This is a genomic window from Microbulbifer sp. S227A, assembly GCF_049800935.1.
This window is the reverse complement of record NZ_JBNAFZ010000003.1, coordinates 9235-36202: the sequence shown is the minus strand read 5'-3', so window position 1 is coordinate 36202 and position 26968 is coordinate 9235. Positions and strand designations below refer to the sequence as shown.

At 64.1% G+C, this 26968-nt stretch carries 27 protein-coding genes; 15 read left to right on the top strand and 12 right to left on the bottom strand.

The window, feature by feature from the left end; translation table 11 throughout:
• The first annotated feature begins 1 nt into the window (after position 1).
• Positions 2-640: an imidazole glycerol phosphate synthase subunit HisH gene (hisH, locus tag ACP15R_RS07830; RefSeq protein ID WP_424985842.1), complete on the top strand. Its 639-nt coding sequence runs from the start codon at positions 2-4 to the stop codon at positions 638-640.
• 8 nt (positions 641-648) lie between these two features.
• Here the strand turns inward: hisH and ACP15R_RS07825 are convergent, their stop codons facing one another.
• The gene (locus ACP15R_RS07825) at positions 649-1035 is read right to left on the bottom strand and encodes a DUF2147 domain-containing protein (protein WP_424985841.1); all 387 of its coding nucleotides are present in this window, start codon (positions 1033-1035) and stop codon (positions 649-651) included.
• Positions 1036-1166: 131 nt separating this feature from the next.
• On the opposite strand from ACP15R_RS07825, the gene hisA reads away from it, so the two are divergent.
• Together hisA and ACP15R_RS07815 are read left to right on the top strand one after the other, a co-directional pair.
• Positions 1167-1889: a 1-(5-phosphoribosyl)-5-[(5-phosphoribosylamino)methylideneamino]imidazole-4-carboxamide isomerase gene (gene hisA / locus ACP15R_RS07820; protein WP_424985840.1), complete on the top strand. Its 723-nt coding sequence runs from the start codon at positions 1167-1169 to the stop codon at positions 1887-1889.
• Positions 1889-2362 carry a DUF2867 domain-containing protein gene (locus ACP15R_RS07815; RefSeq protein ID WP_424985839.1) on the top strand — a complete coding sequence of 158 codons (474 nt, stop codon included), beginning with the start codon at positions 1889-1891 and terminating at the stop codon, positions 2360-2362. The genes hisA and ACP15R_RS07815 overlap by 1 nt, the downstream gene beginning before the upstream one ends.
• An 8-nt stretch (positions 2363-2370) precedes the next feature.
• On the opposite strand, the gene ACP15R_RS07810 is transcribed toward ACP15R_RS07815, so the two are convergent.
• Positions 2371-2823 carry a DUF302 domain-containing protein gene (locus ACP15R_RS07810; protein ID WP_424985838.1) on the bottom strand — a complete coding sequence of 151 codons (453 nt, stop codon included), beginning with the start codon at positions 2821-2823 and terminating at the stop codon, positions 2371-2373.
• Between the two features lie 119 nt (positions 2824-2942).
• On the opposite strand from ACP15R_RS07810, the gene hisF reads away from it, so the two are divergent.
• A complete protein-coding gene (hisF, locus tag ACP15R_RS07805; protein WP_424985837.1) occupies positions 2943-3704 on the top strand; it encodes an imidazole glycerol phosphate synthase subunit HisF in 762 nt (253 codons plus the stop codon).
• Positions 3701-4018: a phosphoribosyl-ATP diphosphatase gene (locus ACP15R_RS07800; protein ID WP_424985836.1), complete on the top strand. Its 318-nt coding sequence runs from the start codon at positions 3701-3703 to the stop codon at positions 4016-4018. Before hisF ends, ACP15R_RS07800 begins: the two co-directional genes overlap by 4 nt.
• Positions 4019-4095: 77 nt before the next feature.
• Here ACP15R_RS07800 and ACP15R_RS07795 read toward each other — a convergent pair whose 3' ends face one another.
• A complete protein-coding gene (locus ACP15R_RS07795; protein ID WP_424985835.1) occupies positions 4096-4728 on the bottom strand; it encodes an outer membrane protein in 633 nt (210 codons plus the stop codon).
• Between the two features lie 881 nt (positions 4729-5609).
• Between ACP15R_RS07795 and ACP15R_RS07790 the strand changes: the two genes are divergently transcribed.
• Positions 5610-7814: a hypothetical protein gene (locus ACP15R_RS07790; RefSeq protein ID WP_424985834.1), complete on the top strand. Its 2205-nt coding sequence runs from the start codon at positions 5610-5612 to the stop codon at positions 7812-7814.
• A 98-nt stretch (positions 7815-7912) separates the two neighbouring features.
• Here the strand turns inward: ACP15R_RS07790 and hppD are convergent, their stop codons facing one another.
• The gene (gene hppD, locus ACP15R_RS07785; RefSeq protein ID WP_424985833.1) at positions 7913-9007 is read right to left on the bottom strand and encodes a 4-hydroxyphenylpyruvate dioxygenase; all 1095 of its coding nucleotides are present in this window, start codon (positions 9005-9007) and stop codon (positions 7913-7915) included.
• A gap of 145 nt (positions 9008-9152) precedes the next feature.
• Between hppD and ACP15R_RS07780 the strand changes: the two genes are divergently transcribed.
• Complete coding sequence (locus ACP15R_RS07780) at positions 9153-9608, top strand: Lrp/AsnC family transcriptional regulator (RefSeq protein ID WP_424985832.1); 456 nt, start codon at positions 9153-9155, stop codon at positions 9606-9608.
• Between the two features lie 20 nt (positions 9609-9628).
• Entirely contained in the window at positions 9629-11506 is a 1878-nt protein-coding gene (locus ACP15R_RS07775; RefSeq protein ID WP_424985831.1) for a monovalent cation:proton antiporter-2 (CPA2) family protein, read from the top strand.
• A gap of 16 nt (positions 11507-11522) precedes the next feature.
• On the opposite strand, the gene cobT is transcribed toward ACP15R_RS07775, so the two are convergent.
• The gene (gene cobT, locus ACP15R_RS07770; protein ID WP_424985830.1) at positions 11523-12533 is read right to left on the bottom strand and encodes a nicotinate-nucleotide--dimethylbenzimidazole phosphoribosyltransferase; all 1011 of its coding nucleotides are present in this window, start codon (positions 12531-12533) and stop codon (positions 11523-11525) included.
• 79 nt (positions 12534-12612) lie between these two features.
• Here cobT and cobS point away from each other — a divergent pair, with 79 nt between their 5' ends.
• Complete coding sequence (gene cobS, locus ACP15R_RS07765; protein WP_424985829.1) at positions 12613-13380, top strand: adenosylcobinamide-GDP ribazoletransferase; 768 nt, start codon at positions 12613-12615, stop codon at positions 13378-13380.
• Here the strand turns inward: cobS and ACP15R_RS07760 are convergent, their stop codons facing one another.
• On the bottom strand, positions 13381-15012 hold the full coding sequence (locus tag ACP15R_RS07760) for a hypothetical protein (RefSeq protein ID WP_424985828.1): 1632 nt from the start codon (positions 15010-15012) through the stop codon (positions 13381-13383). It lies immediately after the preceding gene.
• Positions 15013-15186: 174 nt separating this feature from the next.
• Here ACP15R_RS07760 and ACP15R_RS07755 point away from each other — a divergent pair, with 174 nt between their 5' ends.
• From ACP15R_RS07755 to ACP15R_RS07745, 3 genes are read left to right on the top strand one after another with little or no spacing between them, the layout of a single operon-like run.
• On the top strand, positions 15187-15654 hold the full coding sequence (locus tag ACP15R_RS07755; RefSeq protein WP_424985827.1) for a MarR family winged helix-turn-helix transcriptional regulator: 468 nt from the start codon (positions 15187-15189) through the stop codon (positions 15652-15654).
• Positions 15647-16573 (top strand): serine aminopeptidase domain-containing protein, encoded by a 927-nt coding sequence (locus ACP15R_RS07750; RefSeq protein ID WP_424985826.1) that lies wholly within the window; start codon positions 15647-15649, stop codon positions 16571-16573. The genes ACP15R_RS07755 and ACP15R_RS07750 overlap by 8 nt, the downstream gene beginning before the upstream one ends.
• The gene (locus ACP15R_RS07745; protein ID WP_424985825.1) at positions 16570-17319 is read left to right on the top strand and encodes an enoyl-CoA hydratase; all 750 of its coding nucleotides are present in this window, start codon (positions 16570-16572) and stop codon (positions 17317-17319) included. The genes ACP15R_RS07750 and ACP15R_RS07745 overlap by 4 nt, the downstream gene beginning before the upstream one ends.
• 81 nt (positions 17320-17400) lie before the next feature.
• On the opposite strand, the gene ACP15R_RS07740 is transcribed toward ACP15R_RS07745, so the two are convergent.
• The 5 genes from ACP15R_RS07740 to ACP15R_RS07720 form a co-directional block, all read right to left on the bottom strand.
• Complete coding sequence (locus tag ACP15R_RS07740; RefSeq protein ID WP_424985824.1) at positions 17401-17910, bottom strand: CarD family transcriptional regulator; 510 nt, start codon at positions 17908-17910, stop codon at positions 17401-17403.
• A gap of 276 nt (positions 17911-18186) precedes the next feature.
• Complete coding sequence (gene fdxA / locus ACP15R_RS07735; RefSeq protein ID WP_424985823.1) at positions 18187-18525, bottom strand: ferredoxin FdxA; 339 nt, start codon at positions 18523-18525, stop codon at positions 18187-18189.
• A gap of 186 nt (positions 18526-18711) precedes the next feature.
• Entirely contained in the window at positions 18712-19080 is a 369-nt protein-coding gene (locus tag ACP15R_RS07730; protein ID WP_424985822.1) for an RNA-binding S4 domain-containing protein, read from the bottom strand.
• Positions 19081-19093: 13 nt separating this feature from the next.
• Positions 19094-21967 carry a helicase-related protein gene (locus ACP15R_RS07725; protein WP_424985821.1) on the bottom strand — a complete coding sequence of 958 codons (2874 nt, stop codon included), beginning with the start codon at positions 21965-21967 and terminating at the stop codon, positions 19094-19096.
• Between the two features lie 25 nt (positions 21968-21992).
• Entirely contained in the window at positions 21993-22505 is a 513-nt protein-coding gene (locus ACP15R_RS07720; RefSeq protein WP_424985820.1) for a hypothetical protein, read from the bottom strand.
• A 127-nt stretch (positions 22506-22632) separates the two neighbouring features.
• Between ACP15R_RS07720 and ACP15R_RS07715 the strand changes: the two genes are divergently transcribed.
• Together ACP15R_RS07715 and ACP15R_RS07710 are read left to right on the top strand one after the other, a co-directional pair.
• Positions 22633-22923 carry an SCP2 sterol-binding domain-containing protein gene (locus ACP15R_RS07715; RefSeq protein WP_424985819.1) on the top strand — a complete coding sequence of 97 codons (291 nt, stop codon included), beginning with the start codon at positions 22633-22635 and terminating at the stop codon, positions 22921-22923.
• Positions 22923-23897, top strand: coding sequence for an alpha/beta fold hydrolase (locus ACP15R_RS07710; protein WP_424985818.1), 975 nt, complete (start codon positions 22923-22925; stop codon positions 23895-23897). Before ACP15R_RS07715 ends, ACP15R_RS07710 begins: the two co-directional genes overlap by 1 nt.
• Positions 23898-23954: 57 nt before the next feature.
• Here the strand turns inward: ACP15R_RS07710 and ACP15R_RS07705 are convergent, their stop codons facing one another.
• The gene (locus ACP15R_RS07705) at positions 23955-24893 is read right to left on the bottom strand and encodes a hypothetical protein (protein WP_424985817.1); all 939 of its coding nucleotides are present in this window, start codon (positions 24891-24893) and stop codon (positions 23955-23957) included.
• Between the two features lie 202 nt (positions 24894-25095).
• Between ACP15R_RS07705 and ACP15R_RS07700 the strand changes: the two genes are divergently transcribed.
• On the top strand, positions 25096-26910 hold the full coding sequence (locus tag ACP15R_RS07700; protein WP_424985816.1) for a M3 family oligoendopeptidase: 1815 nt from the start codon (positions 25096-25098) through the stop codon (positions 26908-26910).
• Positions 26911-26968 lie beyond the last annotated feature (58 nt).

Here is a 26968-nt window from a genome sequence, read left to right as displayed (position 1 = left end):
CATGCTCACCGCGATCATCGATTACGAATCCGGCAACCTGCATTCTGCCGAAAAGGCGTTTCAGCGGATGGCGCGCGAAGTTGGCGCCGGCACGGTTGTGGTCACGTCGGATGCGGATGTGGTGGCACGTGCCGACCGGGTGGTCCTGCCCGGTGACGGGGCGTTTCCCGCCTGTGCCGCCGCGTTGCGCGGGCAATCCGGCCTGTTTGACGCAATGGTCGAAACGGTCGAAAACCGTGGCCGGCCCTTTCTCGGCATCTGCGTTGGCATGCAGCTCATGGCCAGTTGGGGACGCGAATACGAAGATACGCAGGGCTTGGGCTGGGTCGACGGAGAGGTGGTCAGGATCACCCCTGATGATGCCGCCCTCAAGGTGCCGCATATGGGATGGAACGATCTGGTGATCGACACCGCACACCCGGTATTTGACGGTGTGGCAACCGGCGATCATGCCTATTTCGTGCATTCCTACCAGCTCCACGTGGCCCGGCCGGCCGAGCGGCTGGCGCATGTGGATTACGGTGGTGACGTGACCGCTGTCATCGGCAGGGGCACCATGCTGGGCATGCAATTCCACCCGGAAAAAAGCCAGGCCACCGGCCTGCGGCTGATCGCCAATTTCCTGCGCTGGCGACCCTAGACAGCAGGTCAGTTGACCCGGCTCCACGTCTGTTTCGAACAGATCAGACCGCCCGCGACACAGCCGCGCAGGGCCAGGGAATTGCCGTTCAGCTGCATCTTGCCGACATAGATCTTGTCGTTTGATGGCCGCCAGACCTTGCCTGCATAGGACCCGTCGCCGCCCGGCACCATATCGATCACCAGCGTCTTGCCGATATTGGGCGAGGCGTATTCACCGTCGCTGTTGAAGGTCCGCGCGATCACGCCACAGACCGCCGCGCCACACATGCGCATGTCGACATGGGCATAGGCACCATCATCCGCCTCGGTCTTCCATGTGCCTTCGGCGGGATCGGCCTGTGCCGCCCCGGCCATGCCAAGCGCGAACACCATGCCCACAAGCCGTTTCGTCATCGTACACTCCTCCTGTTTGCGGCCACTCTGGTCCAGCCCCGGCGCGTCTGGCAAGACTGACCTTGGGTCGCGTTGCATTCCCGCCCCGCCCCGTGCCATATCGCGCCGACTCCATAGCGAAAGGCCGCGACATGATCCTCTACCCCGCCATCGATCTCAAGGACGGACAGGCCGTGCGGCTGCTGCGCGGCGAGATGGACAAGGCCACCGTGTTCAATGACGACCCGGCGGCACAGGCCCGCGCCTTTGTCGAGGCCGGTTGCGAATGGCTGCACCTGGTGGATCTGAACGGCGCCTTTGCGGGCGAGCCGGTCAATGCCGCGCCGGTCGAGGCGATCCTTGCGGCCTGTAACGTGCCCGCGCAGTTGGGCGGCGGTATCCGCGACATGGCAACGATCGAGAGCTGGATCGACAAGGGGCTGGCGCGGGTCATCCTTGGCACGGTGGCCGTTGAAAACCCCGACCTCGTGCGCGAGGCCGCGCGCGCCTTTCCCGGCAAGGTCGCCGTGGGCATCGACGCCCGCAACGGCATGGTTGCGACCAAGGGCTGGGCCGAGGAAACCGATGTCGAGGTAACCGATCTGGCCAAATCCTTCGAAGATGCCGGTGTCGCCGCGATCATCTATACCGATATCAACCGCGATGGCGCGATGCAGGGGCCGAATATCGAGGCCACCGCCGCGCTTGCCCGCGCGGTGTCGATCCCGGTCATCGCCTCGGGCGGAGTCAGTTCGCTGGACGACATCATCGCCCTGCGCGATTGCGGTGCCAACCTGAACGGAGCGATTTCCGGGCGCGCGCTCTATGACGGGGCGCTGGATCTGCAAGAGGCGCTGGCGGCGCTCAGGGGCTGATGCTGTTTCGCTCTGTCGAGACCTGTCCGCTGCCGCAGGACAGTGCGCTCTGGGCGCTGCACCGCCCCGGCGATTTCATCGATGGCTATCGCGTCATGGCCCGCTATTCGCCCCGCCAGGCGGCTGAAATCGCGATGCAGTTCCCGGTCTGGGTCCATGCCCTGATGGCCCTGCGGCAGATCATCATGTGGCCCTTTGGCCTCAAGGGGGCAGGCACGAGCAAGGACAGCATCGCGATCTTTCCGGTCCGCAAGGAGACCGCGGATGAGCTGGTACTGGGTTTTGACGACAGGCACCTTGATTTCCGGATCAGTATCCTGTCGCGCGATGGGTACATCCACTGCGCGACATGGGTGCATCGCCACAACTGGCTTGGGCGGGCCTATCTGGCGGTGATCATGCCGTTTCACATTCTCATCACCAGGCACATGCTGGCGCGCGTCGCCCGGCACGCCAGATCGTCCCGCCCCTAGGCCACGCGTCAGGACCCGGCGGCCTTGCCCGTCAGCTTGGCCAACGCGCCCTGCATCATGCCAATGGCCGGCAGATCGTCGTCGATATCCAGATCATCGAGCATCTCCTCGGGGTCTTCATAGGCAAACCAGACCTGCCCGTCCGCATCCGCATAGGCCAGCACCTTGAGCGGCAGGAACAACCCGGCCAACGGATCGGCCTGCATCACCGGCGTGCCCAACTTGGGATTGCCAAAGATCAGCACTTGCGCCTCGCCCAGTTCCATCTCGACCTTTTGCGCCCCGGCGGCGTGGTCGACACGGGCAAAGACCGTCGCCCCGGCCCCCTCGACAGCGGCCTGAAGCGCATCCATCGCCGCGTCCACGGTCTTGTCGGTCTTGACCTTCACCAGATCGTCGGCCATCGCCTGCCCTGCGCCGGCCAGCGCAAGCGCCGCCGCCAGAATGATATGTCCCCGCATCTCGTTCCCTTTCTGTCGGTTCCTTTGCGCGCATGTCGTCACGATGCGGCGCAATGGTCCAATCACATCTCTGGTATCGGCGCGGCTTTGCCATTAGGACAGGGCAAAAAGGACCGGACATGCTCAAGACCCGCATCATACCCTGTCTCGACGTTGCCGATGGGCGCGTGGTCAAGGGGGTCAATTTCGTCGATCTCGTCGATGCCGGAGATCCCGTCGAATCCGCGCGCGCCTATGATGCCGCCGGGGCCGACGAGCTTTGCTTTCTCGACATTCACGCGACCCATGAAAACCGCGGCACCATGTTCGACGTGGTCCAGCGCACCGCCGAGCAATGCTATATCCCGCTGACCGTGGGAGGCGGCGTGCGCAGCCGCGAGGATGTGCGCGACCTGCTGCTCGCCGGGGCCGACAAGGTCAGCTTCAATTCCGCAGCCGTGGCCCGCCCCGACGTGGTGGCCGAGGCCGCCGACCGGTTCGGCAGCCAATGCATCGTTGTGGCCATTGACGCCAAGACCGTCAGCCCCGGCAAATGGGAAATCTTCACCCATGGCGGACGCAAGCCCACCGGCATCGACGCGGTGGAATTTGCCCGCACCGTGACCGCCAGGGGGGCGGGTGAGATCCTGTTGACCAGCATGGATCGCGACGGCACCCGCGCGGGTTTCAACCTGCCCCTGACCCGCGCCATCTCGGATGCGGTCGATGTGCCAGTGATCGCGTCCGGCGGGGTCGGAACGCTCGATCACCTGGTCGAAGGCGTGACCGAGGGCGGCGCTAGCGCCGTGCTCGCCGCGTCGATCTTTCACTTTGGCGACTATACCATCCGCGAGGCCAAACAGCACATGGCCGAAGCGGGCATTCCCATGAGGCTGACATGAGCGTTCTTGACGACCTCGCCGCGACCATCGCCGCCCGCAAGGGGGCCGACCCTGAAAGCAGCTGGACCGCCAAGCTGTTGTCCAGGGGCCCGGAGAAATGCGCCGAAAAATTCGGCGAAGAAGCCGTGGAAGCGATTATCGAAGCGGTGAAAGGCGACCGCGCCGCCCTGACCAGCGAGGCGGCGGATGTGTTGTTTCACCTGCTGGTGATGCTCGAGGCACGGGACGTGCCATTGTCCGACGTTCTGGCCGAACTTGCCCACCGGCAGGGCACCAGCGGCATTGCGGAAAAAGCGTCAAGACGACCCCACTAGCCACACAAGGCAAAAGGGCCATTGCGAGACACCCCGCAATGGCCCTTTCGATTTCAGGTTCCGACCGTGCGATCGGATCAGAAGCGGTAAGCCGCCTTGACGTAGATCGAATTCAGATCGACATCGCCGCCATTCGAACCGGCGCCGTCAAAAGTCTGGTACATGTATTCCGCACCGACGGTCCAGTTTTCGCCCACGCGCCAGTCATAGCCGATGCCGACCACATAGCTGTTGGAGTCGAAATCAAGCACCGAGTCCGGACTATCGAAATCCGCATAGGCGAAACCGGCGTTACCATAAAGCAGGCCATTGCCCAGCTCGTAGCCCGCGATCATTTTCAGACGCGCCACACCATCGAGCGACGTGGTGTTGCCGGTCCCGGCATCGGTGACCGAGATATCGGTGAAGTCATACTGGAATTCCGGACCCAGGTACCAGCCATTGCCGAGCGACCAGAGGTAACCGGCAGTGATACCGCCGATGACATTGTCTTCGTCGAAATTGCTGACGGTGTTGGAATCGATGTCAAAGTTGCTGAACGCATAGCCGACCTGGCCACCAAGGTAGAACCCTTCCCAGAACGGTGCCTCGACCACCGGTGCGGGCGTGGCGATCACCGGGTCTGCCGGTGCGGGTGCCGTGTTTCCTGCAACCGCAACTCCTGCGGCCGTGGTGGCGAGTAGCATTGCGAGTGCTGTGGTTCTGATCATTACTGTTTGCTCCTTCGGAGTAACGCTATTGCTTTTCAAACCGGCGGTTTTTCTTTGGTCTCAGCCGGTTCAATTCGCGTATTTAGAAGCCGTCAGGCCGCTTGCAAGAGGCCCCGGAAAAACAACGAACCGGCTAGGCCAAACCCGGCGCATCACCGCCGGTACGCGGACAAATCCGTGGCGGAAAGACGCCGTCCCCCACACCTTTGCGTGAGTGGATCTTGAAGGAACCAGGGCGAACGCCGCGCCGCCCCCCGCTGCCCCGATGTGCCTGTCGCAAGTGATCCATTGGGGCCTTGTTGCGCAATTCGGTTGAGGGTTTCACTGCGTGAAGCCCGCAAGATTGCTGATTGGCACGAGCAGTTGGTCATGTCCCACGGAGAAGCCTTACGGCGGGCAGCGCCCTTGAGGGCGCAAGCGCCGCTTGAACCGGAATTCAGCGCCCGACTGCATGAAGCCCCAACAGCGCCAGGTGCTTGCGTTGTGTGGAAAAGGAGCCGGTAATTTATTGTTATTAATTAACAATATTTGATAGTGAAAACACCACCCAGCATTTCAAACCTCACCATCGAGTGTATGGCCCGAAGCGAGCGGCGCTACCGTGATTTGTGTTACATCAAACCACGCGCTTTGATCTGTGTACGTTCCTGCCGCCCTCGGATGCATGGGTGGGCCGCGGCGCATGCGGTTGCGATCACCGGCAAACCCGTCTTCTGTCCTGTCATGGGGTCCTCAACAGTCGCTGGTAATCACATGGGCATCTACCCGCCGCCAGTGCCAGGGGTCGTCTGGCTTTCCCTTTTCCTCGGTCGGCTCCTGCATTAAACTCGCGCCACGGCGACGCGCCGTATGTGGGTTGGGTCTTGAGGGCTGAGTATTCAATGAAACCGGGATTCGCGCTTTCCCTGTCCCTTGAGGGCATCGCGCTGCTGCACAGGGCGGCGGATGGTTGGCGTGTGATTGGCGAGGTCAGCCTTGATGCCCCGGACCTGACATCGGTTCTGGAAACCCTGCGCCAGCGAGCGATCGAGATCGATCCGCGTGGCCCGCTCTGCAAGCTGGTGATCCCCAACGACCAAATCCGTTACCTTGATGTGCCGGCCACCGGCGCCGATGAGGACGCCAACCGCGACCTGGCCCTTGCCGCCCTGGCCACGGCCACGCCCTATGCGCTGGATGAACTGTGTTTCGATCTGAGGCTCGGGGCCGGGCGCACACAGGTTGCCGCGCTCGCCCGCGCGACGCTGGCCGAGGCCGAGCATTTTGCCATCGAACACGGGTTTGAACCGGTCAGCTATGTCGCCATCCCCGAGGCGGGAACATTTGACGGCGAACCGTTTTTTGGCGAGGCGGGCGGCCTTGCCCAAGGCGCAACGGTCGAGCGTGACCAAGAGCCCATCACGGTTGTCGGGATGTTCATCGAGCCGGTCCCGGAGGAATTGGCCAACGCGGATGACATCACCGCCGAGGTACAGCCTCCGGAACCCTCCTCCGACCCGGCGCATTTCGTCAGCCGTCGCGATCCGGCGGATGTTTCCTCTGCGGCCCCGCCCCTTGCCGGGGCGTCGCGCGGCGACACCGCCTCCCCCGCCCCGAGCGCCGATACGCCAGAGGCCGCCGAACCTGCCGCCACCCGGGAGCCATCCGAAACGCCGCCCGCCGACCTGCCGGCCAAACCGGTCATCATCCGACCCGCCGAAGACCCCGCGCCGGCCATTCCGGCTCCGCAGGCCGCGCCCCCAAAACCCGCACCCGAATCCGTGCCCGAACCGGTGCCGCAGCCCCGGAACGAGGCCGAGCGCCTGACGGTATTCGGTGCCCGTGACAAGGCCCCGGTCGGAGGCAAACCGCGCCATCTCGGCCTGATCCTGATGGCGGCGCTGCTGTTGTTCCTCGCCGGTGTCGCGGCCTGGGCGGCGCTGTTTCTTGACGAGGGGATCGCGGGGCTGTTCAACCGCGGATCAGAGGCCGAACAGACCGTTCTGGCGGCGCCGACGGCTCCGGTTGTGCCGGACAACGCACCGATCGATCCCGCCGCCGAGGCGCTCCCCGAGCCGCAGACCCTGGAAACCGCGCGGATCGAACCCGAAACGACACCGCCCGCGCCCGCCCTGCCACAAGAGGCTGATGCGCCTGACACCGCCGCCAAGCCCCCTGCGCCCAAAGCGGCGCAGGACCTGTTGCGAAACGCGCCGGCGGCGCCGGCCATGCCGGGCGCGGTTGATCTGAACAATCTCTACGAAGTCTCGATCGACCGGACCGATCTGGCGCAGGACGCGGTGGCGCTGCCCTCCATCGCCGAATTGGACACCGATCAGCCGCTGGACGCGGTCGCCGCCCCCGCCGCCGCCGGAACCACCTTTGCCATGGACGAGGACGGGTTGGTGATCCCGACGCCCGACGGCGCGCTGAGCCCGGAAGGCATCCGTGTCTACCGGGGCAAGCCACCCGTGGTGCCCCCCGCCCCCCCGACGCGGTTTGAGGCCGAGCCCGACCTTGACGCCGGGCTTGACCGGCTGGCCGGGCTGCGCCCGAAATCGCGGCCTTCCGACCTTGTGGAACAATCGGAACGGGCACGCCTTGGCGGCCTGACGCGCGCGGAACTGGGCAAGGCACGCCCCAGGATGCGACCCCAATCGCAAAAGCAGGAGGCCGAGCGCGACGAGACCCCGACCGCCCTCGCCGTGGTGGTCTCCAAAACCCCAAGGGTGCGGCCGCGCAATTTCGCCACCAAGGTCGAAACCGTCCGCAAACAGACCGCCGGCCCTTCGAGCCAGGTCGCCGCCGCAGCCGTGGCACCGCAAAGCGTAGCGCCGCAGAGCGTCAAGCCCCGCATTCCCTCGTCGGCCTCGGTCGCGCGTCGGGCGACGCTGGACAATGCGATCAACCTGCGCCGGATCAACCTGATCGGCGTCTATGGAACCCCGGCCAACCGGCGCGCGCTCGTCCGGTTGCCTAACGGGCGCTACAAGAAGGTCAAGGTCGGCGACCGGGTCGATGGCGGCAAGATCGTCGCGATTGGCGACAGCGAGTTGCGCTATCAGAAAAGCGGCCGCAACGTGACGCTCAAGATGCCGCGCGGATAACCCGCCGCACACCCGCGAAACGACAACACCGCAGGCCCGTCGGGGACTTGCGGTGTTGCAAGACCTGAAAGGCCGGGGGCCTTCCGATCCTGTTGCGCCTATTCGCCGACCAGCTCGCCGCTGTCGATCTGCTCTTGCTCGATGCTTTCGAACAGCGCCTTGAAGTTGCCTTCGCCGAACCCGTCATCGCCCTTGCGCTGGATGAATTCGAAAAAGATCGGGCCGATCACCGTCTTGCTGAAGATCTGCAACAGGATCTTGGTTTCGCCGCCATCCACGACACCCTCGCCATCGATCAGGATGCCGTGTTTCATCATCCGGTCCAGCGGCTCGTCATGGCCGACGACGCGATCCTTGCTGAGCGTGTAATAGGTTTCGGGCGGGCCCGGCATGAACTTGACACCCTTGTCGGCAATCGAGTCGGTGCTTTCATAGATGTCGTCCGACCCGACAGCGATGTGCTGGATGCCCTCGCCCTTGTATTTCTTGAGATAGGCCACGATCTGGCCGGTTTCGCCGCGATCCTCGTTGATCGGGATACGGATACGGCCACAGGGTGACGTCAGCGCACGGCTGAACAGCCCGGTATATTTGCCCTCGATGTCGAAAAAGCGGATTTCCTTGAAGTTGAACAGGTCGCCGTAAAAGCCGAACCACTTGTCCATGTTGCCCTTGAACACGTTGTGGGTCAGGTGATCGAGGTAAAAGAACCCGACGCCGCGCGGCTTGGACTGGGCCAGCCATTCGAATTCTTCGTTATAGGGGCTGGTTTCGTAATATTGGTCGATGAAATAGATCAGGCTGCCGCCGATGCCCTTGATCGCCGGGACATCCATGGTCTTGTCGTCGCCCTCATAGGGCTCGGCACCCTTGGACACCGCGTGATCAAACGCCTGCTGTGCATCCACAACGCGCCAGCCCATCGACGGGGCACAGGGGCCGTGTTCCTCGACGAACCGCGCGGCAAAGCTCTGGGGGTCGGCGTTCAGGATATAGGTGATGTCGCCCTGCTGCCAGAGTTCGATATCCTTGGACTTGTGCCGCCCCACGAGCGCATAGCCCATGCGCGTGAAGAGGTCACGCAGCTCGCCGGGCTCGGGATGCGCAAATTCGACGAATTCGAACCCGTCGGTGCCGGCCGGGTTTTCGTCGCTGATAACGGATTTCGGGGCGTTATGCGGAAATGGGCCCATCCTGAATGTCTCCTGTTGCTGATGCCGTTCGCTTTGATAGATATAAGACAGACCAAACGCGGATTCTGCGCAAACTTGGCCATTATTGCCGCAAATTGCGCGCAAATACCGCGCCAATTTCAAGAAGTACGAGGATGCCCCGCACATGCTTGATTCCACCGACACCCGACTTCTGGCCGCACTGCAAAAAGACGCCCACCTGACCGCGCAGCAGCTTGGCGAGATGCTGAACCTGTCGCCCAGCCAGGCCGGACGCCGCCGCCAGCGGCTGGAGAGCATGGGGTATATCCGGGGCTACTCGGCCCGGCTCGACCCGTTGCGCCTCGGGCTGACGGTGCAGGGGTTCATCCAGGTTCAGCTGGAAACCCATGGGCCGGAACAGTCAAAAGGCTTTGCAAGGCTGGTTCAGACCCGCCCCGAGATCACCAGCGCATGGACAATGACCGGCGATGCGGATTACCTGTTGCGGGTGTATTGTGAAGATTTGCCCGCGCTCAACGCGCTGATCCATGACGTGCTGCTGGCACATCCCGTTGTTGCGCGGGTGCAGAGCCAGATCGTGATGGATCAGTTGAAACGCGACGCGCCACTCCCCACCTGACCGGGAAAGGATTCTCGCCCATGGAAAATTTCCTGTACCAGGCCACGATCTATCTGGCCGCCGCGGTGATCGCCGTGCCCTTTGCCGCCCGTCTGGGGCTTGGCTCGGTGCTGGGCTATCTTGCCGCCGGCATCATCATCGGGCCGGTTCTGGGGCTGGTTGGCAGCGAAACCCAGGAGTTGCAGCATTTCGCCGAATTCGGCGTCGTGATGATGCTGTTCCTGATCGGGCTGGAACTCGAACCGCGCGCGCTCTGGGACATGCGGCACCGGCTGATCGGGCTGGGCGGGCTTCAGATCGCGGTCAGCACGCTGGCGCTTATGGCGGCGGCCATGTCAACCGGCCAGACCTGGTCGGTGTCCCTTGCCATCGGCCTCGCCCTGTCGCTCTCCTCGACCGCCATCGTGCTCCAGACCCTGTCGGAAAAGGGGCTGATGCAGACCGGCGGCGGACGCTCGGCCTTTTCGGTGCTGCTGACGCAGGATATCGCCGTGATCCCGATCCTTGCCCTGTTGCCGCTGCTTGCCAGCGCGCCGGTCATGTCGCTCAATGCCGACGGGTCGATCGAACGGGCGACCGAGGGCGATCACGGGCACGGAATCGGATTGTCGCTGGTCGATGGGCTGCCCGGCTGGGGCGTTACGCTGGTCACCATCGCGGCGGTCGCGGCGGTTGTCCTTGCGGGCATCTACCTGACGCGCCCGCTGTTTCGCTATATCCACTTGTCGCGCCTGCGCGAGATGTATACCGCGCTTGCCCTGGGCATCGTCGTTGGCATTTCGTTCCTGATGACGCTGGTCGGGCTGTCGCCGGCACTTGGCGCGTTCCTTGCCGGTGTGGTGCTCGCCAACAGCGAATTCCGCCACGAGCTGGAAAGCGACCTTGAGCCGTTCAAGGGGCTGTTGCTGGGGCTGTTTTTCATCACCGTCGGCGCCGGGATCAATTTCGGCCTGTTCTTTTCCGAACCCGCCGACCTGATCGGCCTTGCGCTGCTGGTGATCCTGGCCAAGGGCGTCGTGCTGTACGTGCTGGGCCGCACCTTCGGACTCAAGGGCCGCGACCGCTGGCTGTTCACACTCAGCCTGGCGCAGGCCGGTGAATTCGGCTTTGTGCTGATTGCCTTTTCGGTCAACCATCACGTCATCCAGACAGCGGTTTCCGAAAAGCTGCTGCTGATCATCGCCCTGTCGATGCTGATCACACCCCTGTTGTTCATCACCTACGATTTCATCTCGAGCCGGATGAAAGACAAGAGCCCCGGCCACGAGCCGGACTCGATCGACGAACAGGGCCCCGTGATCATCGCCGGGATCGGTCGCTTTGGGCAGATCGTCAACCGGTTGGTGCAGGCCAGCGGGTTCAAGACCATCGTTCTGGACAACAACATGGAAACCATCCAGTTGATGCGCCGCTTTGGATTCAAGGGCTTTCTCGGCGATCCGACGCGGCCCGAACTGCTCAAGGCGGCGGGGCTGGGCAAGGCGCGGGTTCTGGTCGCGGCGATGAATGATCGCCACGCGGTGACCCAGCTTGTGGCCTATGCGCGGCGCGAACGGCCCGACCTGCACATCGTGGCGCGGGCGCATGACCGCAACCATGTTTACGAACTCTACCGCGCGGGTGCCGACGACATCGTGCGCGAAATGTTCGACGCCAGCCTGCGCGCGGGGCGCTATGTGCTTGAGAATGTCGGCCTCAGCGAATTCGAAGCCGATGCGGCGGAACGGACCTTTTACGATCACGACCGCAAAGCGGTACAACAACTGGCCGAAGTATGGGACCCGAACATCCCGCCCACCGAGAACCTCGCCTATATCGAACGCGCACGCGAGCTGGAAAAGGAACTGGAGCTTGCCCTGACCAATCGAGCCAGCGAAGAGGATAAGAAATCGGCCTGATCCGGGTGGTTTGCGCCTATCCGGCGGCGACCCCGGCCTCGGCAAAGGTGGCCATGCCGCTGTGACAGGCCACCGCGCTCTTGACGATGTGAATGGCCAGCGCCGCCCCCGATCCCTCGCCCAGCCGCAGACCAAGCGACAGCAGCGGCTCCTTGCCCAGCCGCCCGAGCAAGGCATCATGCGCTCCCTCGGCGCTCAGATGACCGGCGATCGTGTGATCCAGCGCCCCGGCGTGAACCGCCTGCAAACAGGCAGCGGCGGCACAGCAGATAAAGCCGTCGAGCACGACCGGGATTCGCAGGGTGCGCGCGGCGGCAATTGCCCCCGCCATCGCCGCCACCTCGCGCCCACCCAGACAGCGCAGCACCTCGAGCCCGTCCGCCTGCGGATGCAACGCCACCGCTTGGGCCACAACCCGCGTCTTGTTGGCAAGGCCGGCTTCGTCCACCCCGGTGCCGCGCCCGGTCCAGTCCGCGGCCTCGCCCCCGAACAGGGCATGGCAGATCGCCGCCGCCGACGTGGTGTTGCCGATGCCCATTTCACCAACGACCAGCAGATCGGCCCGGGGATCGACCGCGTTCCACCCGGTCTGCAACGCCGCCAAACAGTCCTGCCCGGACATCGCCGGGCCCTGCGTGAAATCGGTGGTTGGCCGCTCAAGTTCGAGCGCGTGAACATGCATCGACGCTTCCGCCGCCTTGGCCAGCTGGTTGATCGCCGCGCCGCCATGTTCGAAATTCGCCACCATCTGCGCCGTGACATCGGCGGGAAAGGCCGAAACCCCCTGGGCCGTCACCCCGTGATTGCCTGCGAAAATGATGACCTGCGGCGATGCGATCACCGGGCGCGGATTGCCCCGCCATGCCGCGTACCACAACGCCAGATCCTCGAGCCGGCCCAACGCCCCCGGCGGTTTGGTCAGCTGACCATTGCGCTCGGCCGCGCCCCTGCGCGCCGCGTCGTCCTCTTGCGGTGCATCGGCAAGCAGGGCGCGCAGCGCGTTCAGATCGGTCAGGTCAGGTCGCATTCAAAGCCTCGTTGCATTGGGGTCCGCCCCCGTGTTTAACCATTGCGCAACCCGCGACAACACAGGAAAAGGCCAGCACATGCGCAAATCTGACATTCTCTGCGCGTGGGGGTTGAATGTCGGGACCGCCTTTGCCCTGCTCAGCCGTCTGCCCCTGCCCCGGTTGCCGGACACCGCCTTTGCACGTCAATCCGATGCGGTCTGGGCCTTTCCGCTGGTGGGATTGGTGATCGGCGGGATTTCCGGGCTTGCCGGGGGGATCGGCCTTGCCATCGGATTGCCCGCGCCGGTGGCGGCGGGGCTGGTGCTGGCGACGCAGATTGTCCTGACCGGTGCCATGCATGAAGACGGCCTTGCCGATACAGCGGACGGGCTGTGGGGCGGCTGGACTCGCGAACGCCGGCTCGAGATCATGAAAGACAGCGCCATCGGCAGCTATGGCGTGCTGGCGCTGATCCTGTCCGTCGGGCTGCGGTGGATGGCGTTGGCCGCGTTGCTGCCGCTGGGGACTGCACCGGTGATCGCGGCCGCCGTGCTGGCCCGCAGCTTTCTGCCGCTGATGATGTGCGGCCTGCCCCATGCCCGCGATGCCGGGCTGTCACGTGCGGTCGGCGCGCCATCGCGTGGCCCGGTTGCGCTGGCGGTCGGGCTGGGCATCGGCCTGGGCTGGCTCGCGGTTGGTCCGGCGATCATCGGCGGCTGGCTTTGTGCCGCGCTCCTTGTCCTGGCGCTCGCATTGCTTGCCCGCGCCCGGATCGGCGGGCAGACCGGCGATATCCTGGGCGCGGCGGAACAGATTGCGGAAATCGCCGTGTTGCTGGCGCTGCTGGCCATTGTCAGGGCGTGATCAGTCGGTGGTGCGCAAGCGCGACATCTGGATCAGAAAAATCGTAAGCACCGGCAGAACCAGCCCCAGCACCGCCACGGTGATCAACAGCCCGCCCAGCGCGCCATAATCCGCCGCGATCTCGATCGTTCCGCTTGCCCGGTCGCGCACTTCGCGCGTGACCAGAAAGATCTGGTTCAGGTATTTCGTGGCAAGAGCGCTGGCCGACAGGGCGAGATTGGTAAAGGAGGCCATGACCGCAAAGAATGTCGCCTTGAGATTGGACGGCGCATTGCGCGCGATCCAGGCCAGCATCGGGATCATCGCCACCTGCCCCAGCGGCGACTCTACCGCCGTATCGAGAATCGCGATGAACCGCGCATCGACCACCCCGCCGGTATGCGCCGCGGTCCAGTTCTGCACACCATAGAACAGCCCGATATTCGGCAGCGAAAGCACCGCCGCCGCGAGGGTCAGGAGCAGGATGATCCGGGTGATCGGGCGATTGGCCATCACCGGCCGCAACAGGATGATCCCCGCAAGCGTCAACACCGAGGTGATGAGGGCAAGCACCGAGAGGAATTGCTCGTCAAAGCCCAGCATGTCGATCTCGAACCAGGTCTGCCCCGGTCCGGGCAGGGGCACGGCGCGAAACACAAAGATGATGACCGCCGTCCCCACCAGCATCCGCGCCTTGGCCGGCTCCAGCACCGCGATCATCTGGCGCATCAGGAACAGCACGATGGCCATGGACCCGACAAACACGATCTCCTGCGCATAGGCGATGTCCGACAGGCCGATCACAAGCGTCAGGACCACGAAAATCGCGCCACCGGTGAAATACCAGTGATTGGGCGTCGCCTCGCCCTCTTCGCGCCCCTGGGCCGCGTCGATCTCGGCCGTGGTCCTGCCCAGCCGGCGCAGCCGGTGACGGTCTTGGCGGCGCTGGAACGCGGCAAGCCCGACACCGGATACCGACAGCACCGGTATGATCAGCGCCACAAGGTAAATCCGCGCATAAATCGCGGCCTTTTCGGATTGTGGCAGGTCTTCGGCCCCGGAAAACATCGCGATGTTCAACAGCGCCACCGCAACCGTGCCGCTGATCAAGGCGAACCGGCCAAGCGTCTGCATCGTGGTGTGCATCGCGCGCGATTGGTCTTGGGGGATCGGCTCGCCCGCATGATCCAGCCGGGGCACCGCCTCGACCGACATGGCATCCGCCACCGCGTCCTGGATGACATAGCCGCACGGGGCGAGCAGAACGCTGACCACATACCACGCGCTGATCGGCAGCAACGCCGCCATGCCTTCGGGGTCGGTGATCAGGAAATACATGATCGCAAGGCTTGACCCGATCAGCGCCGCCCCGAGATAGACCAGCCAGCCCTTGTATCGCCAGATCAGGTCGACCAGGTGGCCCAACGGCATCTTGAGCGCCCAGGGAATGCCTGCCCAGAACGCGATGCCGGACAGGAACGCGGCGGACAGGCCCAGGTAATCCTTGACGAAAAACGTGCCCACAATCGCCGTGAGCCCCGAGACGCCATAGGAAAAATAGATCATCAAGGGCGGCAGGAACGACCACCGCATCTGTCGCCCCAGATCGACAAAAACCCGCTCGAACCAGCCCGCGCTTCCCGTTTCGGCCAATGTCGTTTTCCTTGCCCTGCCTCATGAGCCTGCACGCTAGAACGCCAGATCGCGCTTGTCGATTCTCCGGGATGGGCAACGGCCCTTTGACCGATCCGCCCCATCAGAATCTGCACCATGACGTTTCGTCACCCCGATTGACGGGTGAAAATTGGTTCGGATATGAACTAATCCATGTCGCACCGACTCAAACTCTTTCACCGGATGCAGGTGGCCAGCAGCGCCCTGTTCCGCGCCGCCGATCAGCGGACCCGCGCAGAGTTCGACCTGACGACAACGCAACTGGCGGTGCTGTTCGTGCTGTCGCGGGATGACGGGCTGCCGATCAGCGAAATCGCCCGCACCCTGGCCATGGGGAAATCCAGCCTGACCGGGCTGGTCGACCGCATGTGCCACAAGGGGCTGGTGCGCCGCTGCCCTTCGCCCGAAGACGGGCGCATCACACTGGTGGTCCTGCAACCGGACGGACGCGCGCTGCTCGAGCGGGGCATCCGGGAAACCCGCAAGTTCAACCAGGCCCTGCTCGCGCCGTTCGACCGCGCCGAACAGGACATCATTCAACGCTTTCTGAGCCATCTCGCAGAGAACGCCCATGACATCATCAATGCCGACAGCATCGCCATGCGCGACACCGATGCCTGAACCGCAGCACGAGGCCAACGTGACCTTCGCGGCCCGGGATGGCTGGCGGCTGATGGGCGATATCTACCGGTCGCCCGATCCGCGCATGGGCATACTGATCTCGGCAGGCACCGGGTTTCCGCGCGGTTTCTATGACGCGGCGGCCCGATACTGGGCGGCGCGCGGCGCGGTTGTTCTGACCTATGATTATCGCGGCATCGGCGGGTCGGCGGCGGCGGATATTGCGCGCTCGGGCATCGATTACCCGGATTGGGGGCATCTTGACATGCCCGCCGCGCTGGACCGGCTCGGTTCGGCGGCCCCCGGCCTGCCCCTCGTCCACGTGGCGCACAGCGTCGGCGGCCATTTCCTAGGCCTCATGCCGAACCACCACATGATCACCCGTCACGCCTTTCTGTCCGTGGGCACCGGGTATTTCGGCGGGCACCAGCTGCGCAACCTGCCTGCCGAGTTCTATTTCTGGTGGGGTCTTGGGAGCTATGCCCTCGCCCGGCACCGGTATATCAAACCGATCGGCGGCTGGCAGGGCGAACCATTGCCGCCGAACCTGTTCCGGACCTGGCGACGCTGGAGCCACAGGCGGGCCTATTTCCGCCCGGATTATGACACGCTGCTCGCACCCCAGCATTATTCCGCGGTTACCGCGCCCATCCGGTCATGGGTATTCCGCGACGATCCCATCGCCACGCCACGGGCCGCCGCCGACCTGCTGGCCTGCTATCCGAATGCGCCAAGCAACATCCAGCAACGCAGTGCCGCCGATTTCGGACTGCGCCGCATCGGTCACGACGGCGCCTTTCGCAAGGGCCGCGAGGCGGTGTGGAACGAGGTCTGGGGCTGGCTCAGCGGTGACAGCACACAAGCCACCCGCCGCCGCCCGTCGACATCCCCCCATCAACAAGAGAAAGAACCGTCATGATCGAAGTCGAAACCCGGGGGCGTGTCACCACCCTGACCATCAACCGCCCGGACAAACGCAATGCCATCACCCAGGCGATGTATGGTACCATGGCCGATGCGCTGACCGCCTATGCCGATGACGATGCGGTGCGCGCGCTGATTGTGACCGGGGCCGAGGCATATTTCACCTCGGGCAATGACATCGGGGATTTCGCCCTTGGCAACACCACCGACGACACGCCACCGGTCATCCGCTTTCTCGATGCCATCGCAAGCTGTCCGAAACCCCTTGTGGCGGCGGTGAACGGGCCGGCGATTGGCGTTGGCGTCACCATGCTGCTGCATTGCGACGTGGTTGTTGCCGCCGACTCCGCCACCTTCAACACCCCCTTTGCCCAGCTCGGGCTGGTTCCCGAGGCGGCCTCGTCGCTGTTGCTGCCCCGGGCGGTGGGCACGGCGATTGCAAATGATATGCTGATGGCCAACCGCACGCTGACGGCCACCGAAGCGCTGCGTTTCGGGTTGATCTCGCGCATGTGTGCGGCGGCGGATCTGGAGGACGAGGCCCGGCGCGTGGCCAACGGGCTCGCAAATGCCGCCCCGCAGGCCATGCGCCACACCAAGGCCCTGATCCGGCAGGATCGCGATCAGGTCAAAGCCCGGATGCAGCAGGAATCCGTGCTGTTCAGCCAGCAATTGCAATCCGCCGAATTTGCCGAAGTGGTGGCCGCCAAGATGCAAAAGCGCGCACCGGTTTTCAAATAATACCCCGGAAACGCAAAACGGTGGCCACCATGGGCCACCGTTCACATCCATTGGCCCCGTCGGGGCAAACCGGCGGGTTTGTTACGCCGCGCGCGACATCAGCACATCGCCAACCTGCTTGGCCGCGACATCCTCGTCACCGCCACCAACGGCGGCGACTTCGCGGGTCAGACGCTCGAGCGCCGCTTCGTAAAGCTGGCGTTCGGAATAGCTCTGCTCGCGCTGGTCGTCGGTGCGGTGCAGATCGCGGACAACCTCGGCAATCGCGATCAGATCGCCGGAATTGATCTTTTGTTCGTATTCCTGCGCCCGGCGCGACCACATCGCGCGTTTGACCTTGGCCTTGCCCTTGAGGGTTGTCATCGCCTTGGTGATCACGTCCGGCGAGCTTAGCGAGCGCATGCCGATCTCGGTCGCCTTGTGGGTCGGCACCCGCAGGGTCATCTTGTCTTTTTCAAAGGAAATCACGAACAGCTCCAGCGTGATGCCGGCAACTTCCTGCTCCTCAACCGACACGATCTGCCCGACCCCATGCGCCGGATAGACGACGTATTCGTTGGGGCGGAAATCAAGCTTCTTCGATTTGGTCATTCAGATAGTCCTTACTTGCGACTGGTTCAGACAGCAAAAACCCGCAGCGGCGCATGACAATGCCCCGTCTGACGGCGTTCATTTACTTGACTGAGCCACTCCCGATGAGTGCGGAGGAGGGCATTTTCCCAGACTTTGATACCATTTGTACCAGTATCATAACACAGAATCACCATGTCCGGAAGCGGACGTGACGTCAACTCTTGGAGAATTGCCCGTTACATCGGTCAGATTGGCAGGATCTGACGCGGCTTCGCCGTGATCCCGCCGAGGAGATCACCCCCCCTCGCCCGGAGCCTCGGAGAAATATTTCTCCAGCTTGCCGCTCTCGCCGTCGCGCTCTTCGGCTTCGGGCAGCGGATCCTTCTTGGTGATGATCACCGGCCACATTTCCGAATACTTGCGGTTGAACTCGACCCATTTGTCCATGTCCGGCTCGGTATCGGGGCGAATGGCATCCGCGGGGCATTCCGGCTCGCAGACGCCGCAATCGATGCATTCATCCGGATGGATGACCAGCATGTTCTCGCCTTCGTAAAAGCAGTCCACGGGACACACCTCGACGCAATCGGTGTATTTGCAGGCGATGCAGGCGTCATTGACGATATAGGTCATGATGGGCTTTCCGGTTCACGTATTGGCGGTGTAGCTAATTCAGCGCCGCCGGTACTTCAAGTCGGCAATCCGCCACAGCAGCACCGCACAAGGCCGAATTCCGGCGTTTCGGGGCAATTGGCCAACCCGCGTTCTGCGGTTTGGCGAATGTTGGGCGCTGGTTCCGCGTTTGGCGCGAAATTCGGATCAGAAGTCGCCATCCTCCGCGGCACGCAGCGCGTCCAGCGCCCGCCGGTCCTTTTTCGTGGGCCGCTCCCCGACCCGTTCGGGCGGGGGCTGGCGGGGCTCGGGCGGGGCGAGATCCTCGTAGAGTTCCTGCGCCTCGCTGGCCGGGCCGCGCCGCGTGCCAAGGTGGACAATCCGCACGACCCGTGCCTGCCGCCCCTGCGCAAAGCTGAGCACATCGCCGACTGCGATACCATGGGCCGGTTTCAGCGTTCGCTCGCCATTCACCCGGACATTGCCACCGCCAACCTGTTTGGCGGCAAGGGTGCGGGTCTTGAAGAACCGCGCCTGCCACAACCACTTGTCCAGCCTCAGCTTGTCCGGCGACACGGCGCCCACCGGCCTAGCCGTTATCCTTGAGCCCCATCAGGGCCGCGGCAAAGGGATTGTCCGGATCGATCTGCTTTTCCTTGCGCGGCGGGCGTGCGGAGTAGGATTTGGAGCCCTTGTCCTTGCGATCGCCCTTGTCCTGCCCCTTGTTGCGGGGGCGGCCCTTGCCCTGCGGCTTGGTCCCCTGACGCTCGCGTTGACCAGCCTTGCCCCGCGACCGTTGCTGGTCACGGCGCGGCCTCGCCCAGGTGAAGGTATAAAAGACCTCCATCTCGGGCTCCTGCGCGTCCGATTCCGTAACGGCGGGTGCTTCGGTGACCGCCTGGGCGGGCTGCTCGGCGACGGCCGGGGTTTCGGCTGTGCTTTCGGCATCCGGCCCGGCAGCTGTGGTTACGGCGTCGGGCGTGCCCTCGGCCGCCATATCGGTCGTCGTTTCAGGGTCTGAATTTGGGGTCGGAGCGGGGTCCGAATTTGGAGCCGAAATTTCAGCAGGTGCCGGAGCAGGTTTGACCTTGATCCGCTCGCCGCGCTCACCCTTGTAACCCAGCCCCTGCATCAGGTCCGCAAACTGGTCCAGCGTGGTGCCGGTAATCGACAGCATATCGGGCTTGGCTTCGAAACCACCCCGGCTGTCCTCGGCGCGCAGCATGTCGGCCAGCCGCTCCAGCATGTCGATTCGCACCGACCGCTCTCCGGCGGCGCGATAGCCGCACATCGTGTGATAGCCCTCGGGCGCGTCCTGCACCGTCGGCACCGTCACCAGGCCCGGCGGCGGCGACTCGGGGAATTCCTGCAGACCCTTGGCCAGTGACCACAGCACCAGCCGCAGCCGTGTCGGCGCGGGCTTGAGTAGTAGCGGCATGAAGATGGTGAACTGGCCGAACCGGATGCCATGCTTGCGCAGCGCGCCGCGGGCATCCTGGTCGAGATCCTTCACCTCTTGCGTCACCTCGGCGCGGGGCAGGATGCCAAAAGCCTCGATCATCCGGAAGCCAAAGCCACGGGCCAGCCCCGACAGTTCCTCGTCGCGCTGCAGCGTCAGCACCGGCTCGAACAGCGCGGCGATCTTGCGGTCGATGAAATGCTGCAACCGGCGCGCGACCTTCTGGGCCACGTCCGGCCCGGCGGCGTCATCTACAAAAACCTCGACCTGCGGCTTGAGCGGTTCCGGACCGGCAACCAGCTTTCCGACCGCGTGCTCGCCCCACATCAGACCGCCCTGTTCGGTAAAGTCGATCTCGGTATCGGGGGCGTTGTAGAACCGGTCCGCGCGCAGGTGGAATTGCGGCGCCAGTGCCTGCATCGACGCGGCCTTGACCGCCTTTTCCTCGGCCCCTGCCGCCGCGGATTTGTCCGCGGAGAATCGAAACCCTTCCAACCGCCCGACGAATTCGCCCTCGACGGTCACTTCACCCTTATCGTTCACTTCGGCCAAAAGGGCCTCCTTTTGCTTGAGCCGGCGCAAAAGCACGGATGTGCGCCGGTCCACAAATCTCTGCGTCAGTCGCTCGTGCAGCGCGTCCGACACCCTGTCTTCTACAGCGCGCGTCACCCCGCGCCAATGGCTTTCATCGCCTGTCCAGCCCTTGCGCTGTGCGACATATGTCCATGTGCGGATAAATGCCAATCGCTTGCTCAGCGTGTCGATATCGCCATCGGTCCGGTCGATGCGCCTGATCTGGCGGGCCAGCCAATCGTCGGGCACCACGCCGCTCTGATGCAGATAGCCAAAGATCACCTCGAGCAGGGCCGAGTGTTCCGCATGGCTGATTCCCCGGAAATCGGGGATCCGGCAGACATCCCACAACAGGCGGATCGAGGCCGGGTCCGAAGCGCGCGCGAACACCTCGTCCACCTGCGCCAGCGATTTCAGCACCGCCAGATCGTCCGCCTCCCGCGCCTTGAGCAGGTTCTCATCCGTCGGGGCGACCTCGAGCGACCGGATCAGGTGATCGACCGAACCGAACTCCAGTGCCGCGCTGCGCCAGTTCAGCTTGTTCAGCGGCGTAAAGCGATGATCCATGATGGCCTGGGCCACCCCATCGTCCAGCGGACGCGCTTCGCCGGTAACGCCGAATGTCCCGTGCGACATGCCACGCCCCGCGCGACCGGCGATCTGGGCCAGCTCGTTCGGGGCCAGCGGGCGCATCCGGCGGCCGTCAAACTTGCTCAGCGCCGAAAACGCCACGTGGTCGATATCAAGATTCAGCCCCATGCCGATGGCATCGGTCGCCACCAGGTAATCCACGTCGCCATTCTGGTAGAGCGCGACCTGCGCGTTGCGGGTGCGCGGAGACAGCGCCCCCATGACCACCGCCGCCCCCCCCTTCTGGCGGCGGATCAGCTCGGCGATCGCATAGACCCCCTCGACCGAAAAGCCGACGATGGCGCTGCGCGCGGGCATGCGGCTGATCTTTTTTGCACCGGAATAGACCAGCTGCGACATCCGTTCGCGCCCCTGGAACTGCGCCTCGGGCACCAGCGCGCGGATCGGGCCGCGCATGGTATCACTGCCCATGAACAGGGTCTCCAGCTGCCCCCGCGCGCGCAACAGCCGGTCGGTAAACACATGGCCCCGTTCGGGATCGGCACAGAGCTGGATTTCGTCAATCGCGACAAAATCGGTGCCCATGCCCTCGGGCATCGCCTCGACCGTACAGACCCAGTATTGCGTGCGCGGCGGCACGATCCGCTCTTCGCCGGTAACAAGCGCCACCACCGACGGGCCGCGCACCGCGACGATCCGGTCATAGACCTCGCGCGCCAACAGCCGCAGCGGCAACCCCATGACCCCGGTGCGGTGCCCCAGCATCCGTTCGATGGCATAATGCGTCTTGCCGGTATTGGTCGGGCCCAGCACGGCCACAATACGCGATGACCCGGTCACCTGTCGCCCCCTGCCCCGTCAGGGCCTAAAGTGCCGCGCCCTCGATTCCCGGGCGCAGGCGGTCCAGGGCCTTGGTTACTTCCTCGTGATGGGGATGTATAGCCTTGGCCCGCCTATAGGCCTGATAGGCGCGCGTTTCGTCCCCGAACTCTTCCAACAAGGCGCCGAGGCCGATTATCGCGTTGTAATTGTTGGGATTAAGCGCAAGCGCATGCTCAAGATCCAACAATGCCGGCCCATAAAGTTCGGCATGGAAATAGGCCAGCGCGCGGGTGCTCCAGCCCTGCGCGAAATCCGGGGCGTGATCGGTCAGCGCCGTCAGGTGCTCGATCGCCGCGGCCATGTCCTCTTCTTCGAGCGCATCGCGCCCGCGTTGCAACAACAGGTCCATCGACGCCGAACCGCTGCGCGACCACAGTCGCTGCAACTGCCGGTCCAGGCGCCGCGCCTCGTCCGCATCCGCCCCGGCCAGCGCCTGCAACAACGCCTGCTCATCCTCGGAATCGGCGGTTTGCGCGATCAAAGGTATGGAATTCATTACTATGGCCAAAACTGCCGCGACGATAGTTTTGAACAAGGGATGGATAACGCTCATAACGTTGTTCAGTGTAACGCGATGCATGGGAAATTCCAGAGCCCCCTGCACCAAAATCATGAGAGTGAAAATGAGCGAATTCCTTGAAAAGGCTGCGGCCGAACTCAACTCGAAACTTGCGGCGGCCGATTTTGACGGCACCGCCAAGTTCGACATCGCCGATGAAGGCGCGATCATGCTCGACAGCGATGGCGCGCGCGTGTCGGATGACGATGCCGACGTGACCCTGAGCGCCGATGCCGAGACCTTTCAGGCGATTTTCGAAGGCGAGATGAACCCCACATCGGCGTTCATGACCGGCAAGCTGGCAGTGGATGGCGACATGGGCATGGCGATGAAACTGGCCTCGGTGCTGGCCTGATGGACCTGGTCTCCGCCCCCCTCCATGACGATATGGTCGGCGTGCCCGAGGGCGGGCGGGCCTATTGGGTGCAGACCGCGGATGACGTGCGCATCCGCGTCGGCGTGTGGCGGCCTCGGGGTGCCACACGCGGCACCGTCCTGATGCTGCCGGGCCGCACCGAGTATATCGAGAAATACGGCGACACCGCCGGGGAGCTGGGCCGGCGCGGCTTCGCAACGCTGGTGATCGACTGGCGTGGCCAGGGGCTGGCCGACCGGTTGCTGGATGACACGCGCCTCGGGCATGTGAACATCTTTACCGACTACCAGCAGGACCTGGCCGCCGCGATGACCCTGGCGCGTACGCTCGAGCTGCCCACGCCCTTTCACCTGATCGGGCATTCGATGGGTGGCGGCATCGGCCTGCGCGCCGTGATGGAAGGGCTGCCGGTGCAAAGCTGTGCCTTTACCGGGCCGATGTGGGGCATCTACATGTCGCCGATGATCAAGCCGTTCGGCTGGGCGCTGTCCCATGTCGCGCCGATGGTCGGAATGGGCACGCGCCTGCCCCCGAGCACCCGCCACGAAGGCTATGTCACCGCGCATCCGTTTGATGGCAACGCGCTGACCACGGAACCCAGCATGTACAAGATGATGCAGGAGCAGCTGGCCGCACATCCCGAACTGGGCATCGGCGGGCCGACGCTGGTCTGGCTGCGCGAGAGCCTGATGGAATGCCGCGCGCTGGCGCAACGGCCCTCGCCCGACCTGCCCTGTGTCACCTTCCTGGGCTCGGGAGAGCAGATCATCGATTGCGACGATGTGCGCCAGCGCATGGATCGCTGGCCAAACGGGCGGCTTGAAATCGTGCAGGGTGCACGGCACGAGGTGCTGATGGAAACCCCGGAAATCCGCGCCGACGTGTTCGATCAGCTCGAAGACCTGTTCAGCCAACCGCCAAGCAACACTCACAAGAGCGCGGCTTTCGCCTGATCCGGACTCCCGACCGCAAGAACACCGCCCGGCCCTCTGTGCCGGGCGGAATTTTTTCTAGCCACAGCTGCCGGTCAAACCCACCATGTCGCCGCGAATGCCGGTGACGGAAACGGTACAGCTTGTGCCGGCCACATCCACCGTGGCGGCGTCGCCAACCGCAACCACCTGGGTCGACAACCCGTTGATCGCCAGCCGCGCATTGCCGTTCACCACGCCCGAAACGAACACCCGCAGGGCACCATCCGCCAGCATTACGACCTCACCCGGAGCGCCCGCGGTCCCGTCCCCGGCCGCGGCGGGGGCATCACAATCCGAGGTGATGACCGCGCCATCGCCCGAAACCTGTGCCACGCCCACTCGGCAGGAACCATCCGCATAGCGCACAACCACGGCGTTTCCGGCGGCGATGGTCGAGGCCGCCCCGTTGATCGACACCACCGCGGTCTCGCCCGTCACGCGGCTGACAAAGGCGCGCACGCCGCCGTCGGCAAAGAGCGCGGTCTCGCCAACCCCCACGACCGGACCGGCATCCCCCGCCGCTACCGATGAGGCCGCCGCCTGCGCCGGGTTTTCGATCACTGCTGTTTCAGGCGGGCTTGCCGGTTCCAGCGCCGATCTGGTCCAGCCTTCGACCGATGCCGACATCTCGGCCAGCGCCGCCTTCAGGGCCTCCGCCTGGCTGCTGGCGGTGTCCGAGATCGTCCCGCCCAGCGTATCGCGCAGGCCTTCGATCTTGTCCCCGACCGACGCCGCCAGCGCCCCGGTTGCCGCCGCGCCATCCGCCACCGCCGCATCCAGCGCATCGAGCCGGGCCGACAGCGCCTCGAGCGTGCTGCCCTGGTCTTTTGCCGCCGCGTTCACCGGCGCGATTTCCTCGCGCACCAGCCTTGTCACGTCCTCGTCCAGCGTATCGTTGCCCACGAACAAACCCACCAGCAGCCCGATGACGGCCCCGCCGGCACCGGTTACTTTTGGATCACTGAATATTCCCACGCCAAGTCCTCCCTGTTGTTTGTTGCCGCCCCTGGCGGCGCGACCGGCCCGGCATATCCAAGGGCCTGCCGCGTTCAAGATTACCCACATATGATACAGGTTCGGAATTGCTTTGGTGGAATATTTCGCCGCATTTCGGCTGAGCCCTTGCATCTGCGCGCCACGGGGCACTAATTCCAAGGCAAAGCAGAAGGATTCCGCGATGACCATCAAACCGAATTTCGATGCCAACGCCTCGGCGGGCGGCAAGGATCTGGGCAACCTGCCGGAATGGGACCTGAGCGATCTCTACACGTCACAGGACGCGCCGGAACTGAAACGCGACCTGGACTGGCTGGAAACCGCCTGCACCTCTTTTGCCGCCGACTATGAAGGCAAGCTTGCCGATCTCGACGCCGCCGGATTGCTTGACTGCGTGCTGCGCAACGAACGCATCAGCGCGGTGGCCGGGCGCATCATGTCCTTTGCCGGGCTGCGCTATTACCAGCAGACCACCGATGCGGAGCGGGCAAAATTCATGTCCGACATGCAGGAAAAGATCACCAATTTCACGACACCTTTGGTGTTTTTCACGCTTGAACTGAACCGGCTGGATGACGGCGCGCTTGACGCGCATTTTGCCGCCAATGGGGAGCTGGCGCGCTATAAGCCGGTGTTCGACCGCATCCGCGCGATGAAACCCTATCAATTGTCGGACGAGCTGGAAAAATTCCTGCACGACATGGGCGTGGTCGGCGATGCGTGGGAAAAGCTGTTTGACGAAACCATCGCGGGGCTGGAATTCACCGTCAATGACGAGCCGCTGAACATCGAGGGCACGCTGAACCTGCTGACCGAACAGGACCGCGACACCCGCGAGGCCGCCGCGCGCGAACTGGCCGATGTCTTTGCCGACAACATCAAGACCTTTGCCCGCGTCCACAACACGCAAGCCAAGGAAAAAGAAGTGGTCGACCGCTGGCGCGGCATGCCGTCGCCGCAGACCGGCCGCCACCTGTCAAACGACGTGGAGCCCGAAGTGGTCGAGGCCCTGCGCGAGGCCGTCGTCGCCGCCTATCCCAAGCTCAGCCACCGCTATTACGAGCTGAAACGCAAATGGCTGGGGCTGGACAAGATGCAGGTCTGGGACCGCAACGCCCCCCTGCCCATGGAAGACAGCCGGGTTGTCGATTGGGCCAGCGCCGAGAAAACCGTGATGGATGCCTATAGCGCATTCGATCCGCGCATGGGCGAGATCGCCGCGCCGTTTTTCTCCAGGGGCTGGATCGACGCGGCGGTAAAGCCCGGCAAGGCACCCGGCGCCTTTGCCCACCCCACCGTGACTGAGGTTCACCCCTATGTGATGCTGAACTATCTGGGCAAGCCGCGCGACGTGATGACGCTGGCCCATGAACTCGGCCACGGCGTTCACCAGGTCCTGGCCGCCGATCAGGGCGAGATGCTGTCCTCGACCCCGCTGACCCTCGCGGAAACCGCCAGCGTGTTCGGCGAAATGCTGACCTTCCGCAAGATGCTGGATGGCGCGCAGACACAGGAACAGCGCAAGGTACTGCTCGCCGGTAAGGTCGAGGACATGATCAACACGGTGGTACGCCAGATCGCGTTCTACGATTTCGAATGCAAGCTGCACGATGCCCGCCGTGGTGGAGAACTCACACCCGACGATATCAACGCGCTGTGGATGAGCGTTCAGGCCGAGAGCCTTGGCCCCGCGTTCGAATTCATGGACGGGTATGAAACCTTCTGGGCCTATATCCCGCATTTCGTGCATTCGCCCTTTTATGTCTATGCCTATGCCTTTGGCGACGGCTTGGTGAACGCGCTCTACTCGGTCTATGCGGATGGCGATGCGGGCTTTGAGGACAAGTATTTCGACATGCTCCGCGCGGGTGGCTCCAAACACCACAAGGACCTGTTGGCCCCCTTCGGGCTCGATGCGTCCGATCCGCGGTTCTGGGACAAGGGGCTCGACATGATTTCGGGCTTTATCGACGAGCTTGAGGCGATGGAAAACTGATCCGTCTGGCGGCGCGGCCTGCCACATACCCGGGCCGCCCCCCCCGCCGCGCCCCCCC